General features: G+C 36.3%; 16 protein-coding genes. 9 read left to right on the top strand and 7 right to left on the bottom strand.

Translation table 11 applies throughout. From position 1 onward, the window contains the following. The gene (locus tag ABVM53_RS00530) at nucleotides 1-1527 is read left to right on the top strand and encodes an NAD(P)H-hydrate dehydratase (protein WP_405328239.1); all 1527 of its coding nucleotides are present in this window, start codon (nucleotides 1-3) and stop codon (nucleotides 1525-1527) included. A 51-nt stretch (nucleotides 1528-1578) separates the two neighbouring features. Here ABVM53_RS00530 and ABVM53_RS00525 read toward each other — a convergent pair whose 3' ends face one another. The 6 genes from ABVM53_RS00525 to ABVM53_RS00500 form a co-directional block, all read right to left on the bottom strand. Further along, nucleotides 1579-2103 (bottom strand): DUF6787 family protein, encoded by a 525-nt coding sequence (locus ABVM53_RS00525; protein WP_405328236.1) that lies wholly within the window; start codon nucleotides 2101-2103, stop codon nucleotides 1579-1581. 41 nt (nucleotides 2104-2144) lie between these two features. Beyond that, complete coding sequence (locus ABVM53_RS00520) at nucleotides 2145-2576, bottom strand: DUF6146 family protein (RefSeq protein ID WP_405328233.1); 432 nt, start codon at nucleotides 2574-2576, stop codon at nucleotides 2145-2147. Between the two features lie 93 nt (nucleotides 2577-2669). Then, the gene (locus ABVM53_RS00515; RefSeq protein ID WP_405328230.1) at nucleotides 2670-3305 is read right to left on the bottom strand and encodes a DUF937 domain-containing protein; all 636 of its coding nucleotides are present in this window, start codon (nucleotides 3303-3305) and stop codon (nucleotides 2670-2672) included. A 130-nt stretch (nucleotides 3306-3435) separates the two neighbouring features. Then, nucleotides 3436-4386 (bottom strand): D-2-hydroxyacid dehydrogenase, encoded by a 951-nt coding sequence (locus tag ABVM53_RS00510; protein WP_405328227.1) that lies wholly within the window; start codon nucleotides 4384-4386, stop codon nucleotides 3436-3438. Nucleotides 4387-4460: 74 nt separating this feature from the next. Continuing rightward, the gene (gene serC / locus ABVM53_RS00505) at nucleotides 4461-5525 is read right to left on the bottom strand and encodes a 3-phosphoserine/phosphohydroxythreonine transaminase (protein ID WP_405328224.1); all 1065 of its coding nucleotides are present in this window, start codon (nucleotides 5523-5525) and stop codon (nucleotides 4461-4463) included. 184 nt (nucleotides 5526-5709) lie between these two features. Further along, nucleotides 5710-6771 carry an acyl-CoA reductase gene (locus ABVM53_RS00500; RefSeq protein ID WP_405328221.1) on the bottom strand — a complete coding sequence of 354 codons (1062 nt, stop codon included), beginning with the start codon at nucleotides 6769-6771 and terminating at the stop codon, nucleotides 5710-5712. Nucleotides 6772-6941: 170 nt separating this feature from the next. Between ABVM53_RS00500 and ABVM53_RS00495 the strand changes: the two genes are divergently transcribed. The 3 genes from ABVM53_RS00495 (at nucleotide 6942) to ABVM53_RS00485 (ending at nucleotide 9025) form a co-directional block, all read left to right on the top strand. Next, complete coding sequence (locus ABVM53_RS00495; protein ID WP_128758590.1) at nucleotides 6942-7292, top strand: 4Fe-4S dicluster domain-containing protein; 351 nt, start codon at nucleotides 6942-6944, stop codon at nucleotides 7290-7292. Between the two features lie 269 nt (nucleotides 7293-7561). Next, on the top strand, nucleotides 7562-8656 hold the full coding sequence (ychF, locus tag ABVM53_RS00490) for a redox-regulated ATPase YchF (RefSeq protein ID WP_128758589.1): 1095 nt from the start codon (nucleotides 7562-7564) through the stop codon (nucleotides 8654-8656). Between the two features lie 189 nt (nucleotides 8657-8845). Then, nucleotides 8846-9025 (top strand): hypothetical protein, encoded by a 180-nt coding sequence (locus ABVM53_RS00485; RefSeq protein WP_405328218.1) that lies wholly within the window; start codon nucleotides 8846-8848, stop codon nucleotides 9023-9025. A 20-nt stretch (nucleotides 9026-9045) separates the two neighbouring features. On the opposite strand, the gene ABVM53_RS00480 is transcribed toward ABVM53_RS00485, so the two are convergent. Next, nucleotides 9046-9453, bottom strand: a complete 408-nt coding sequence (locus ABVM53_RS00480) for a glyoxalase (RefSeq protein WP_405328215.1) — start codon at nucleotides 9451-9453, stop codon at nucleotides 9046-9048. Between the two features lie 232 nt (nucleotides 9454-9685). Here ABVM53_RS00480 and ABVM53_RS00475 point away from each other — a divergent pair, with 232 nt between their 5' ends. The 5 genes from ABVM53_RS00475 (at nucleotide 9686) to ilvN (ending at nucleotide 16173) form a co-directional block, all read left to right on the top strand. Beyond that, a complete protein-coding gene (locus ABVM53_RS00475; RefSeq protein WP_405328212.1) occupies nucleotides 9686-11044 on the top strand; it encodes an NAD-dependent succinate-semialdehyde dehydrogenase in 1359 nt (452 codons plus the stop codon). 70 nt (nucleotides 11045-11114) lie between these two features. Continuing rightward, nucleotides 11115-11588 (top strand): GNAT family N-acetyltransferase, encoded by a 474-nt coding sequence (locus tag ABVM53_RS00470; protein WP_371457447.1) that lies wholly within the window; start codon nucleotides 11115-11117, stop codon nucleotides 11586-11588. Nucleotides 11589-12223: 635 nt separating this feature from the next. Further along, complete coding sequence (gene ilvD, locus ABVM53_RS00465; protein WP_405328208.1) at nucleotides 12224-13900, top strand: dihydroxy-acid dehydratase; 1677 nt, start codon at nucleotides 12224-12226, stop codon at nucleotides 13898-13900. A 10-nt stretch (nucleotides 13901-13910) separates the two neighbouring features. Next, nucleotides 13911-15644, top strand: a complete 1734-nt coding sequence (ilvB, locus tag ABVM53_RS00460; protein WP_405328205.1) for a biosynthetic-type acetolactate synthase large subunit — start codon at nucleotides 13911-13913, stop codon at nucleotides 15642-15644. A 1-nt stretch (nucleotide 15645) separates the two neighbouring features. Continuing rightward, on the top strand, nucleotides 15646-16173 hold the full coding sequence (ilvN, locus tag ABVM53_RS00455) for an acetolactate synthase small subunit (RefSeq protein WP_128758582.1): 528 nt from the start codon (nucleotides 15646-15648) through the stop codon (nucleotides 16171-16173). Nucleotides 16174-16188 lie beyond the last annotated feature (15 nt).

Genomic DNA, 16188 nt, shown 5'->3' with positions numbered 1-16188 from the left:
ATGAAGATACTTAGTAAAGAGCAGATTTACGCAGCAGATAAAGCAACAGAACAAGCAGAACACATCCCATCCTTTAATCTTATGGAGCGTGCGGGAGGATATGCTTACCACTATTTACATCAGCGATTACAAAATCAGCCGGTGAATATCAAAATATTTTGTGGTACAGGGAATAATGGAGGAGACGGACTTGTAATTGCACGTAATCTTATAGAGAATGGATATTCAGTAGTTACCTATATAGTTAACTATAGTGAATCACGATCTACAGATTTTCTTAACGCATTATCTGTATTAAAGAACAGCACTAAAAATTGGCCACAACTTATAAAATCTGAAAATGACTTCCCAGATATTCAACCAGAGGATTTAATAGTGGATTGCATCTTTGGAATTGGGCTTAACAGACCAGCTGATTCCTGGGTTCAAAAACTTTTTAATCATATAAATGAAAGTCGGGCATATGTTCTCGCGATAGATGTTCCTTCAGGAATGGCTATAGATCAACTTTTAGAAGATGAAGTGGTCTTGAAGCCTACGGTGGTGCTTACTTTTCAAACTCCAAAACTTGTTTTTTTCCTTCCGCAAGGCGGAAAACATATCAACAGTTGGGAAGTTCTAGATATAGGTCTTGATCGTAATTACTTAAATTCTGTAGAAACTAAAGCACAATTAATAGGTAAGGCTGAAGCAAAACAAATGTACAAGCCACGGTCAAAATTCAGCCATAAAGGCACCTATGGACACAGTTTAATAATTGCTGGTAGTTACGGTAAAATGGGCGCTGCAATTCTCAGTGGAAAAGCAGCTTTGAGTAGTGGAAGTGGACTGGTTACAGCTTACACAACACGCCAAGGTATGCCTATTATGCAATCTGCAGCCCCCGAAATTATGGTGGTTACAGATCGACATAATGGTGATTTTCTTGAAGAAATAAAATTTGATTTGCAACCAGACGTCATAGGTATAGGACCGGGACTAGGTATGGCCAAGACTACCCAGGATGCGTTTAAGAATTTTTTGAAACAAAATGAAAGCCAACTTGTTTTAGATGCAGATGCCTTAAATATGCTTAGCGAAAACAATGATCTACTTGAGTTGCTACCTCAGTATTCGGTGCTTACCCCTCATCCTAAGGAGCTGGAGCGTTTGATAGGAAGCTGGAGTGATGATTTTGAAAAACTTAAAAAAGCAGAAGCATTTTCAGATAAATACAAGTGTATATTGGTTTTGAAAGATGCGCATACAATCGTTGTATTTGAAGGTAAATATTATGTGAATAACACTGGTAATCCAGGTATGGCAACTGGAGGAAGCGGCGACGTTCTTACCGGTATCATTACGGGATTAATCGCGCAACAATATGATCCGCTTACGGCGTCAATATTTGGGGTGTATCTACACGGAAGAGCAGGAGATATAGCAATAAATCATACAGGGTATGAAGGCCTCACAGCAGGAATGATTGTAGAGTTTTTAGGTCAGGCCTATCTCGATCTTTTTGCTCAGGAATCGGAAAAGAAATAGAGTTGATTCTGTGGAATTAAAAAAGCTCTGTAATTACAGAGCTTTTTTGTTTTATTCAGTTTTACTTTTAAATAAGAAACCCAGTCCCATTCTCGAAAGCATTTTCTTTTCAAAACTGTAGAAAAATTTATACTGTCCAAAAATCCAGGCTACGATTAATAGCAAAATTTGATATAACGGAAAAATAAGTATAATGCGTAGTGGCCAATATAACCAGCCCGAGATCGACTCATAATCTAAGCCAATAAACTCCATAACCGGACTTGAAATCCTTCCTGCGGTTGAACCGGTGATTGCAAATACAATAAAAACCGCAATAAACTCCCATCTATACTCTAAAAGCCATCTATTTTTAAGTTTACTGAAAAAGAACAAACTTACTTTAATAAAAATATAGGTTAGTACTAATGTAGCGACAACTATAAAAATAAGTTGTTCAATGCTTCCGGATTCAAAAGAATCACTAAAACGAAAAGCTATTAATAATCCTGAACCCAGCGCGAGGAGCATACCGAAGATGGGATAAAATAGTTGCCAGTTTTGGGTTATCTCCCAGTTTTCTTTAAATTTTTTCACGGCGCAAATATAGTATTCCCAACTTAAACAAAAGTGAGGATTTATATTCTAGTGGGTACACTAAATCGTTGATTGTAGGTTCTACTGAAAAAGACAAAGTAGTTATACAATTTGTAATTTACATCGTAACCATAATCAACATTACCGTCATAATTTATTTGTAAAGGATACAATTCAGGATTGTATTGAAAAGGTTGATTAACACGCTGATTATACTCAATAACAAGAAATTTATTTTTATTCTCTAAGTAATTTTGAGAGTAGTACCCTTCGGGTCTGGCAATAGAATTGAGAAATGTATTAAATCCTGGTTCTATTATAAGAATCTCGTATTCGAGACTATCATTTGCTATACGTACGGTGTCATTTTCTGTAGCTGTGGGATTTTCACCAATCATCTTTTTATCGGTTTGCGTGCTGGCACAACCGTAAATCAAACCTAATCCGACTAGAAAGTAAATAAATGTTTTCATGCTTTTTCTTTTAAAGCTACAAAACTCTTGCCAAATTTTCAGCAAAATAAAAGCCGCTTAAAAGCGGCTTTATCTATATTCAGAACGATAAATCTATTTTCCAAAAAGGCCACCCAGCATACCGCCTAAGCCGCCCTTGTTTTTATTAGATCCTAAAACCATACCTGCAACATCATCTAAAACACTCCCATCACCGTCAGCATCGATAAGACTTTCTATTAGACTTTGATTTCCTTTGGGTTGACCTCCAAGCATACTTCCCAAAATACTAGAGAGTGCGCTTGAATCATTAACATCATTCTGCTTGGTTTGTTTTCCAATTACGCCAAGTAAAATAGGAGCGGCAATTTTTAATATTTGTCCTATAGTTCCGGCATCTAAACCTGTTTTCTGACTCAGAGTATTTTCTACAACCGGTTGTTTACCACCTAGAACATGACCTAATATTCCTGCACCATCATTCATAACACTTTGATCGACATTTCCGCCGCCAAGTAAACTGCCTAAATTATCTAGAATACTACCATCATGTTTATTGCTTAAAGCACCTAATAAACCGCTAGCTCCTTCTTGAGTTTGAGCATTTTTTTTCATTGCTCCTAGAAGAACCGGTAATGCCATACTTAAGACTTCTGCAGTCTTACTTTCTGAAGCACCTGTTTGAGCACTGGCACCACTTATAAGTTGCTTTCCTAAATCACTATTTAATAAATCTAATAACCCCGCCATTTCTTTTTAAATTATAGTTAGACCCTAAATATAAGAAGTGTTTTTATTTTTTAACAGGAATTTAAGGTTTTGATAAAATAAACAAAGCCGAAATCTCTTTCGGCTTTGTTTGATATTTATAAAAAAATAATTATTTAAGTATTGCTTGTATCTGCTCTGCTAATTCGGTTCCAATACGGTCTTGAGCCTCGTTTGTCGCTGCACCAATGTGAGGAGATAATGTAATTTTTGGATGCATTAGAATACGAATTTCCGGTTTAGGTTCGCTTTCAAAAACATCTAACCCTGCAAATGCAAGTTTACCAGAATCTAATGCGTCAATAAGCGCAATCTCATCAACAACACCACCTCTAGCAGCATTTATAAGAGCTGAACCATCTTTCATAAGTTCAAGTTCTGCTTTACCTATAACATATTCCTTTTGTGCAGGAACGTGTAATGTGATAAAATCTGCTTCTCTAAGAACTTCTTCTTTTGACTTACTTTCAAAATTAAAAGTAACTTCCTGACCATCATAAAAGTCAAGTTTAACTTCAGCCTTGTCCATATAAGGATCAGAAAATATAACTTTCATTCCTGCTCCTAAGGCAACTTTAGCAGTAGCCTGACCAATTCGGCCAAAACCAATAACACCTAATGTTTTGCCTCTTAATTCTACACCTTTAGCGTAAGCCTTCTTAAGATCACCAAATTTTGACTCGCCCTCAAGTGGCATATTACGGTTAGCGTCATATAAGAATCTTACTCCAGCATATAAATGAGCAAAAACAAGCTCTGCTACAGAAGCAGATGAAGATGCAGGTGTGTTTATTACGCTAAGACCTTTGTCTTTTGCATATTGAACATCAATGTTGTCCATTCCTACACCACCACGGCCTATAAGCTTTAAGCTAGGACATGCGTCGATAAGCTCTTTACGCACTTTAGTCGCACTACGTACAAGAAGCGCATCAATTTTATGCTCGTTGATATAATTTTCTAATTGCTCTTGAGCAACTTTTGTTGTAATGATATCAAAACCGGCTTCTTGAAGGGCGTCAACGCCTGATTGAGAAATGCCATCGTTTGCTAAAACTTTCATCATTATTATTTAGAATTTACGTGACCAAAGCACGTGTTAGTAATAAGATTTACACTTATTTAATAATCTTGTTTTTAAGCTTTACGCTCTAGTTCGCTCATAACATCTACAAGAGTACCTACACTCTTAAGCGATAAGGCGTTGTACATAGAAGCGCGATAACCACCTACACTACGGTGACCATTAACTCCACTAATACCAGCTTCTTTAAGCATAGTATCAAAGGTTTCTTTTAAATTATCTTCAGTAAGATTAAAGGTAGCGTTCATAGTAGAACGATCTTCTAAAGCAGCAAATCCTGTGAATAATGGATTTAAATCTATTTCAGAATAGATTAATGTAGCTTTCTTATCATTGTTTTCTTCAGCACCTTTAATACCACCATTTTCTTTTAACCATTTTAGTGTTAATAGAGAAGTGTAAACGGCAAATACAGGAGGTGTATTGTACATACTGCCTTTAGATATATGCTGCGTGTAGTCTAACATTGCCGGTACTTTACGTGTAACCTTGCCTAAAATATCTTCACGCACAACTACTAAGGTAGTACCTGCCGGACCCATATTTTTTTGAGCACCAGCATAAATAAGGTCAAATTTTGTAAAATCTAATTCTCTAGAGAAAATATCACTACTCATATCTGCAATTAGTGGGATATCTAATGCAGGAATATTTTTTAATTGAGTACCAAAAATGGTGTTATTCGTAGTAATATGTAAATAATCTAATCCTGAAGGGATAGCGTAATCCTTAGGAATATAATTGAAATTTTTATCTTTTGAACTAGCTACTTCTACGACATCACCAAAAAGTTTTGCCTCTTTAATAGCTTTATCACTCCAGGTACCTGTATTTAAGTATCCAGCTTTATTTTCTAATAAATTGTATGCAGCCATAACAAATTGCATACTAGCGCCACCTTGTAAAAATAAGGCTTTGTAACCCTTACCTTCAAGGCCTAGCAACTGAAGAGCAAGTTCACGAGCCTCCTCCATTACATCTACGAAGTCCTTACTACGGTGAGAAATCTCTAGAAGAGAAAGACCTGAGTTGTTGAAATTAAGTACGGCGTCAGAGGCCTGTTTAAGCACTTCTTGTGGAAGAATACTTGGTCCGGCACTGAAATTATGTTTTTTCATGGATAGAATATTTGATCTGCTTATCGTTGTTTTTGAAGTCGAAAAATTACGGATTTTAAAGTACAATCTAGAAGAATCGACATGCATTCTTATGACTGTTTGTTCTCTTTAAAAAGCATTGCAAAGATGCCTAAAACCTTAAGAAAACAACTTAATAAATTGATAATTTATAGGTTTATATTATCTATATTTTTAATAAAAACGCAATGGTATCTACACCATCGGCATAATCATTAAGTTTTGGCTTTTGCGACTGTCCAAAGTTTACTTCTTTTTGATCAAAACCAGATGCAACTATACACTGTATTTCTTCCTCTTTTTCTTGCAATTGTTTTTGTAAACTTTCAATATTTTCATAATGCTCATAGAATACTACCGAGATAGGAGAGGAGAATGTTTCTTCTTCTTTTAATACAAGAAATCCATTATCGAGTATAGGAAATAAACTCATTAAATAGACAGCTTTATTGTAATCGTAATTATTAGCATACTTGTGATGATTTACAATATCCTTGTAGGTGAACATAGCTTGATAAAAGGCATCGAAGTTGTAGTCTTTAGGGACAAAAATTTTGGAGACACTTCTGCAACCCATACCAAAATATCTAAAGATATCATCTCCTAATTTTTCTAGTTGGTCGGTGGTTTCTGTTCCCTGCAGTACGGCAACAGCATTCCTGTTTTTACGGATGATATGAGGTTTATTTTTGAAATAATATTCAAAATAACGCGCAGTGTTATTGCTTCCCGTAGCGATGACCGCATCAAAATCGGTTAACTTACTTTCTGTAAATTCAATTTTAGTTTCAAATTCAGGCTCTATTTCTATTAATACTTTTGCCAGAAATGGAAGAATTAATTTATCATCTGATGATAATTTTGCTACAACCGAATGTCCACTTATAAGGACACTCAAAAAGTCGTGAAATCCTACCATCGGAAGATTTCCTGCCATAATCACAGCTACTTTTTTTGATAGGCTTTTTTCGGAAAAAGAATATGCAGAAATCCAGTTGTTCAAATTATCCACTGAAAGTGATTCTGCCCATCCTGTAAGTGCAAGTTTTAAGTATGCTGGGGTAAACCAGGCATTTTTGCGCTCAGCAGCTACAAGTACTTCAGAAAATTCTAATTGTAAACGTTCCGTATTAGCTAAGGCTAATTCATTTTTATCTTCCGTAGAAAGAAAATCGGTTAAAAAAAGACCCAGCTTTGAGAATGCAGTAATTCTTTGGTTTAAATCCATAAATGGTTTGGTAGAGTTAAGGGCAGACCTTAATTTTGTACGTTGATATTAAAACATAATACCCGTTAAAAGGTGTATTACTGATAAACTTAAATCTTACATTTGATTTGTAATTTTACGACCAATTATAAGTATTAAGGCAAAATTACGGATAAGAAAACGATTATACTATGGCAATTATAATAACTGATGAATGTATTAACTGTGGGGCTTGTGAGCCAGAATGTCCTAATACTGCAATTTACGAAGGTGCAGATGATTGGCGTTACGCAGATGGTACAGACCTTGAAGGAAAAGTTGTTTTACCAGATGGTAAAGAAGTAGATGCAGAAGAAACTCAAGAGCCAATAAGTGATGAGGTTTACTACATAGCTCCAGATAAATGTACTGAATGTATGGGCTTTCATGAAGAGCCACAATGTGCTGCAGTTTGTCCTGTAGACTGTTGTGTGCCCGATGATAACCACGTAGAGTCTGAAGAAGAGTTGCTTGCAAAACAAGCATTTATGCATCATAAATAGGAACCAAAATTTTAAAAAAAAAGCCCGGCAACTGCCGGGCTTTTTTTTTGCCTCAGGTTTAAATTAAATAGCTAACAGCTGTGATCTTTCTGTTATTTATATAATTCCTTAGTTTAAAGTGTCACTATATAATAGCGCTTTAAAAAAGGATGGAATACTATAAATAGTTGCGTTAAAATCCAGACCGTAAACATCTCCTAATTATTGTTTCAGTATAGTCCTAAAATCTATAGAAGCTTCCTATATTTGCGCCTCCAAAAATTATAGTAATGAAAGCAGGTATCGTAGGATTGCCAAATGTTGGTAAATCAACTCTTTTTAATTGTTTGTCAAATGCTAAGGCACAAAGTGCAAACTTTCCTTTTTGTACCATAGAGCCTAATGTAGGTGTGGTTAATGTACCAGATCCAAGACTTTTAAAGCTTGAAGAATTGGTAAATCCTGAGCGTGTAGTACCTGCGACTGTAGATATCGTAGATATTGCAGGATTAGTTAAAGGAGCAAGTAAAGGTGAAGGTCTGGGTAACCAGTTTTTAGGAAACATACGAGAAACTGACGCTATTCTACACGTGTTACGCTGTTTTGATAATGATAATATTGTTCACGTTGATAATAGCGTAAATCCTGTTAGAGATAAAGAAACGATAGATATTGAGTTACAACTTAAAGATCTTGAAACGGTTGAGAAGAAGCTTGAAAAAGTAAAGAAAGCTTCCCGTACTGGTAATAAAGATGCTCAAAAAGAAGAGACAGTTTTAATAAAAATCAAAACTTCATTGGAGCAGGGTATTTCTATACGTGCTATTGAGTTTTCTGATGAGGATTACGCGGAATATGTAAAGCCATTACAATTTATTACAGATAAACCGGTAATGTATGTATGTAATGTAGATGAAGGCTCTGCCGTAAATGGTAATGCATATGTAGAGCAAGTACGCGAAGCTGTAAAAGATGAAAAGGCAGAAGTTCTTGTACTCGCCGTAGGTACCGAAGCAGATATTACAGAACTAGATGATTATGAAGAGCGCCAGATGTTTTTGCAAGATATAGGTCTTGACGAACCGGGTTCTGCTAAATTAATTCGTGCTGCTTATAAATTACTAAAGCAACAAACCTATTTTACTGCAGGTGTAAAAGAGGTACGTGCCTGGACAATTAATATAGGATCTACTGCGCCACAGGCTGCAGGAGTAATTCATACCGATTTTGAAAAAGGATTTATACGTGCAGAGGTTATAGGCTATGAAGATTTTGTAAAATTTGGTAGCGAAGCTAAAGTGAAAGAAGCCGGTAAAATGGGTGTAGAAGGAAAAAATTATATTGTTAAAGATGGTGATGTAATGCACTTCTTATTTAACGTTTAAGAGCTACGAGCTTACACATATAAAAAATCCCTCTAGACTTTGTTTAGAGGGATTTTTTATATCTGGTAGTTTAATTTACAGGTTCGTAACTTAATCTATCTCTTTAAATTATTGTGAATAGTCCAGATTAGGAAAGAGAATCTAGAAAAAAACCTTAAATTCAATAAGAATAATTAAAACTCTTAAACGATGGAAGCCAAACAAAAATGGTATAATAACTATATAGTAGGGTATTTATTGATTTTATTTCCGCCACTGGGTCTTTATGGAGTTTATAAAAGCGACATAATATCTCAGAAATGGAAAAATGTAACTTATGCCGCTCTCGCTTTTGCAATTATTGGAGGTATCTTACTTTATTCAGTGTAAAATACATTAGCTAAGCGATTTTAAACCGCCATTTCCTTTTCAAGCAATTGAATATTGCTTTGTATGCGTTCGCGTACCAGATTCATCATACGCTTATTTAATGCCGAAGAGTTCTGAATATAAGTTCGGTATTCATCAAGAGTAAATTGACCAATAAGCATACCTTTTAAGCTATTTCTGAATTTAATATCTTTCTGTATTGCATTTTCTATGTAAGCCATACGTTTTTCTACCGTAAGGTTATAATAGACATTTTTATGTTTTGTGATATAGTTTCTAAACGCTTCTACCAATAAATCATTTTGAAGTTTTGCTATCGGTCTGAGTGTTGCATTTTGAAAGTGCTCTTCGGCACTCATTTGATCATTTATTTTAGCAGAAGGTATTTCTGGTCTGATGTCGATTAATTGAGTGTCTCGAGTTTTCATAAAAGAAGTTTTCTAAAATTAATTATTAAAAATAGGCTTCAAGAATGAAGCCAAAAGAGTTGTAAACGACTTATAAACAGTTTGACTTATTTCGTTGAGAATAGAAGTGTTGAAGTTGATCTATTAATATACTCGCAGTAACACACCCATTTTCATAGTTAAAGTGATCTTAATCCAACCTCGGCTTTACCGCACCCTTGCTAACTTTAAAGAAATTTAGTGCAAATATATTATGATCAAGTCTGTAAATCCCTACAATCAAAAGGTTGAATTCGAAACTCAAGAATTAACCATCGAAGAAACTGAAAGTGCTATAGATCAAGCGCACAATCGTTTTTTATCCTGGAGAACTACCTCTTTTGCAGAACGCAGTAAATTGATGAAAGCTGCCGGGGAAGAGTTACGCAAAAATAAAGAAGAGTACGCCTGCACCATGACACTTGAGATGGGAAAACCTATTTCTCAAGCCATTGCTGAAATTGAAAAATGTGCTTGGGTTTGTGATTATTATGCCGATCAGGCTGCGCATCATTTGGCTCCAAAAATGATAGAAACCGATGCAGAAGAAAGCTATGTTAGTTATGAACCCATAGGTGTTGTTCTGGCGGTTATGCCGTGGAATTATCCGTTTTGGCAGGTATTTCGTTTTGCAGCACCGGCTTTAATGGCAGGTAACGTAGGTATTTTAAAACACGCGAGTAACGTTATGCGAAGTGCAGATAATATACAAAAGGTTTTTGAGCGTGCCGGTTTCCCAGAAAATTGCTTTACGCATCTGCCTTTAAGTAGTTCTAAAATTGAGGATGTGATTAAGAATCCTAAGGTAAAAGCAGTAACACTTACAGGGAGTACACCAGCCGGTAAAGCCGTGGCAGCTACTGCTGGTAGCGAGATTAAGAAGTCGGTGCTTGAATTAGGTGGTAGTAATGCGCTTGTAGTTTTTGAAGATTGCAATGTGGAAAAAACCATAGAAAAGGCAGTTACAGCACGTTATCAGAATACAGGACAGAGTTGTATTGCGGGTAAACGTTTGCTGGTTCACAAAAATATTGTCGATTCTTTTACCAGTAAATTTTTAGAGGCTGTAAAAGAGTTGAAAAGTGGTGATCCGTTACAAGAAGATACCTATATAGGTGTAATGGCGCGCGAAGATCTTGCTGAGGAACTCGAAGAACAACTGAATAAAACAGTAGATGCCGGCGGAAAAATCCTTTTAGGAGGAAACCGCAATAAAGCCTACTTTGAACCTACTGTTGTGGGAAATGTAACCTCAGAGATGCCATTATTTAAAGAAGAAACATTTGGACCTGTTATAGGTATTACAATATTTGAAACCGAAGATGAAGCCGTTGATCTTGTTAACCAATCTATCTTTGGGTTGGGAGTTTCTTTGTTTACAGAAGATCACGATCGTGCAAAACGATTAGTTCCTCGATTTGATGATGGGGCAGTTTTTGTAAACGATCTTGTAAAAAGTGACCCACGTTTACCTTTTGGAGGAACTAAGATTTCGGGTTATGGTCGCGAACTTTCAATAGACGGAATACAAGAGTTTGTAAACAAAAAAACGGTGTATTTTAACAAATTCTAATATTCAATTCGTTCGGGTAACCAATTGAAAAAAATGAATTGAGTAACTTCAGAATCTAAACCACTCAAAAATGCCTTCAGTAAATATAAGACGCGTAGAAAAACGTGATACAAATTTTATTTTAGAATTACTTCCCAGCCTTACAGATCCTGAGTTACCGCATTGGCGCGATCCTAATGTGATGCTCGATATTGATCAGCGTATTATTAAAGCTGAAATTCTGGACGGAAATAAGGATAACGCTATTTTTATTGCTGAAGATGAAGAAACTAAACAACAACTAGGCTTTATTTTCTTAGAAATAGGAACCGATTATTACCACAGAGAACCTCACGGTCATATAGCAGATATTATCGTTTCTCCTGAAGCCAGAGGTCGCGGAATCGGAAAAATGCTAATGAATAAAGCCGAAGAATGGACTAAGGATTGCGGCTATAGTTTACTTACTCTAAATGTTTTTGATGATAATAAAAAAGCCAGAAAACTGTACTCATCACTAGGCTTTACACCAGATTTAACTAAATATGGTAAAATACTAGAATAGGTCTCTTATTTCTTTAATAGCCCAATTTGAATTGGGAATTAACTCGTATAGTTTGAGTATTCATCCCAGATGAGTATTCACCGTTTTTGATTGTTCTTAATTTACTTTTTACTACAAGATTGCGGGAATGACATCTACTTGACGCAATTATTCTGAATTTATCTCAAAAACACATCAATCAAAATTGCATTAAAACCATATATCCACTAATGATCTGTTAATAGGTCTCTACTGAATGTAGTCTTGTTTGAACGATGTTTAAAAATACCTTGAAAGACGGCATTTGACGGCTGAATTAGAGTTGATAGTTTTTAAATTGAATAATTTTGAACGTAGAAAAAATCAGTTTAAGGACTAAAAGAAAACGTTCCTATTTAAAGCGGTAGTCTCTCGCACATAAGCAAATTTAAACTTCCTTAATTAGGAGGTTTTTTTTTGAAAACTAACTACCTGCAAATAGATCATAGAAGGAATTTTAAATAGATTTTATGAGTTGGGCGTAGTAGTATTTTTAGGTTAATAAATTGATATTCAGCAAAATATATAATTTTATTCTTAATCTGATATATTCAAAGCTTTTTAGTTACGATAGACTTAAAAACAGGATTAATTAATTTCGGTATAGATTTAAAAAAATGGAATTAAACAAATATAGTAAAGCAGTAACTCAAGACCCTACACAACCAGCGGCGCAAGCAATGCTTCACGCAATAGGTCTTACAGACGAAGATTTTAAAAAACCTCTGGTAGGTATTGCAAGTACAGGATATCAAGGTAATCCTTGTAATATGCACCTTAATGATCTGGCCACTTATGTGAAAGAAGGCGTAGATAAAAATGAACTGGTAGGTCTTATTTTTAATACAATAGGAGTGAGTGACGGTATTTCTATGGGTACTCCCGGAATGCGCTTCTCGCTACCATCTCGAGATATTATAGCAGACTCAATGGAAACTGTAGTACAAGCTATGAGCTATGATGCGCTAGTAACCGTGGTAGGTTGTGATAAAAATATGCCCGGTGCTTTAATGGCGCAGTTGCGATTAGATAGACCTTCTATATTAGTTTATGGAGGTACAATTGCCCCAGGATGCCATAATGGTAAAAAGTTAGATGTGGTTTCAGCATTTGAAGCCTGGGGTTCTAAAATGTCTGGAGCAATTGATGAGACAGAATTTAAAAGTGTGATCAATAAAGCCTGTCCGGGTGCTGGTGCTTGTGGAGGTATGTATACTGCAAATACAATGGCTTCGGCGATAGAAGCCTTGGGAATGTCCCTTCCTTATAATTCGTCAAATCCTGCAGTAAGTAGTAACAAAGAAGAAGAGTGTAAACGTTTAGGTGCAGCCTTAAAAAACCTGATTGAAAAAGATATTAAACCTAGTGATATAGTTACAGCAAAATCCCTAGAAAATGCGGTGCGCTTAGTAACCGTTCTTGGCGGATCTACAAATGCAGTCTTGCATTTTTTGGCTATTGCGAAAGCTGCACAACTCGAATTTAAGTTAGCAGATTTTCAGAGAATAAGTGATACTACCCCGTTTTTAGCAGATCTAAAACCTAGTGGTAAATACCTTATGGAAGATCTTCATAATGTAGGTGGCGTTCCTGGAGTTTTAAAATATATGCTTGCTGAAGGAATGCTTCATGGAGATTGCCTAACAGTAACTGGTAAGACACTTGCCGAAAATATAGCTGAAGTTCCTGATCTTATTGAAGGGCAGGATGTAATTCACCCTAAAGAAAACCCTATTAAAGAAACGGGACACATACGTATTCTATATGGAAATATAGCTACAGAAGGTAGTGTGGCAAAAATAACAGGGAAAGAAGGTCTTCATTTTAGCGGTACTGCACGCGTATTTGATGGAGAATATGCTGCAAATGCAGGAATAGGAAAAGGAGAAGTTAAAAAAGGCGATGTGGTGGTTATTCGTTATGAAGGACCACAAGGCGGACCAGGAATGCCAGAAATGCTAAAACCTACAGCAGCCATAATGGGTGCAGGTTTAGGAAAAGAGGTGGCCTTAATTACGGATGGTCGTTTTTCTGGAGGTACACACGGATTTGTAGTGGGGCATATTACTCCAGAGGCACAAGCCGGGGGGAATATCGCACTTATAGAAAACGGTGATATTATTACGATTAATGCAGAAGCCAATACAATTTCAGTAGATGTTACTGAAGAAGAATTGGCAAAGAGAAAAGAGAAATGGGTTGCTCCAAAACTAAAGTTTGAGCGCGGAGTGCTTTATAAATATGCAAAAACAGTATCGTCTGCATCAGAAGGATGTGTGACTGATGAAATGTAGAAGTAGGCTTATGGAAACACAAACTATTAAATTGCAAGCTACAGATTCGCAAGATACAGAGCGAATTACAGGTAAAGAGGCAATCATAAGATGCCTTCTTGCTGAAGGAGTAGATACATTGTACGGCTATCCGGGTGGTGCGATTATGCCCGTTTATGATGAGTTGTATAAATATCAAGATAAAATTAACCACATTCTTACCCGTCATGAGCAAGGGGCTACCCACGCTGCTCAGGGTTATGCCCGTGTAAGTGGTAAAGTGGGTGTGGCTATTGCTACATCGGGACCGGGAGCAACAAATCTTATAACTGGTATTGCAGATGCACAAATAGATTCAACACCTATGGTGTGCATTACTGGTCAAGTAGCTTCAAATTTATTAGGGAGTGATGCCTTTCAGGAAACAGATATCATTGGGATTTCTACTCCGGTTACAAAATGGAATTTTCAGGTAACAAAAGCGTCTGAAATTCCTGAAGTACTGGCAAAAGCATTTTACATCGCTCGTAGTGGCAGACCAGGTCCTGTTTTGATTGATATCACAAAGGATGCACAGTTTGCTGAGCTTGATTTTAAATATAAAAAATGTACTGCAATACGTAGCTATAAACCGGTTCCGAAGCTTAATCACTCCGATGTTGAGGCTGCGGCAGCACTAATTAATAATGCTAAAAAACCGTTTATAGTTTGGGGACAGGGTGTAATCCTAGGCAAAGCCGAAGCAGAATTTAAAGCAGTAGTTGAAAAATCTGGTATTCCGGCTGCTTGGACGATCCTCGGAGTTTCTGCAATTCCTACAGAGCATCCCTTAAATGTGGGTATGGTAGGTATGCATGGTAATTATGCACCCAATATGTTAACCAATGAGTGTGACCTATTAATCGCAATAGGTATGCGCTTTGATGACCGGGTAACCGGAGATTTAAATACCTATGCAAAACAAGCTAAAGTAATTCATTTTGAAATTGATCCTGCAGAGGTTAATAAGAATGTAAATGCAGACCTGGCTGTTTTAGGTGACAGTAAAGAATCTTTAGCTGCACTATTGCCCTTATTAGATACAAAAGAGCATACAGACTGGCATCAGCGTTTTAAAGATTTATATCAGATCGAATATGATAAAATCATAAGCGAAGATATTCACCCTACAAAAGAAGGTCTTACGATGGGTGAGGTTCTTGAGGGTATAAATACGGTTTCTAAGGGTGATGCTGTAATTGTAAGCGATGTTGGTCAGCACCAGATGATTGCTTGCCGTTATGCAAAATTTAATCACTCTAAAAGTAATATTACTTCTGGCGGACTAGGTACTATGGGATTTGCTCTTCCGGCAGCTATAGGTGCACAAATGGGTGCGCCAGACCGTACGGTCGTTGCTATAATTGGTGACGGGGGATATCAAATGACCATTCAGGAATTAGGTACCATATTTCAAACCAAAGTCCCTGTGAAAATTGTCGTACTCAATAATGAATTTCTCGGAATGGTTCGCCAGTGGCAGCAGTTGTTTTTTGACCGCAGATATGCATCTACAGAAATGGTAAATCCAGATTTTGTAGCGATTGCTAAGGGGTATTTTATAGATGCTCAGAAAGTGACTAAACGCGAGGATCTTGCCGGAGCGATTGAAACCATGTTAGCATCAGAAGGACCCTACTTTTTAGAAGTACGCGTAGAAAAAGAAGACAATGTGTTCCCAATGATACCATCAGGAGCATCAGTTTCAGATATAAGATTAGAATAGTATGAGCGAGATAAAAACATTTACAGTTTCTATTTATACCGAAAATAATATCGGTTTGTTAAATCGTATTTCGGCAATATTTCAACGTAGAAAAGTTAATATAGAAAGTCTGAATACTTCGATGTCTGAGATCGAAGGTGTATCAAGATTTGTGATAGTTATTAATATAACTGAAGAGCGAATTAAGAAAATAATTGGTCAGCTAGAAAAGCAAGTGGAGGTTATTAAGGCATTTTATCATACCGATGAGCAAACCATATTTTTAGAAACCTGTCTTTTTAAAATTAAATCTGATTTGCTATTTGAAGAACGTCAGATTCAGAATATTATAAAAGAAAGTAACGCTCAGATTGTAACCGTAAATAAAGAGTTTTTTGTGCTTGAAAAAGCAGGCCGCAGATCTGAAATAGAATTATTATATCGAGAGTTAAGTGCTTTTGGGATAATGCAATTTGTACGTTCTGGTCGTATTGCTGTTACAAAAGATGAGATGAAAATATCGTCGATGCTTGCCGAATTTGCAGAATAAAACAACTAATCATAA

Source organism: Leeuwenhoekiella sp. LLG6367-2.1, from assembly GCF_045055775.1.
Classification (GTDB): Bacteria; Bacteroidota; Bacteroidia; order Flavobacteriales; family Flavobacteriaceae; genus Leeuwenhoekiella; species Leeuwenhoekiella aequorea.
The sequence above is the reverse complement of the archived record's forward strand: the minus strand, read 5'-3'. Positions and strand labels throughout refer to the sequence as shown.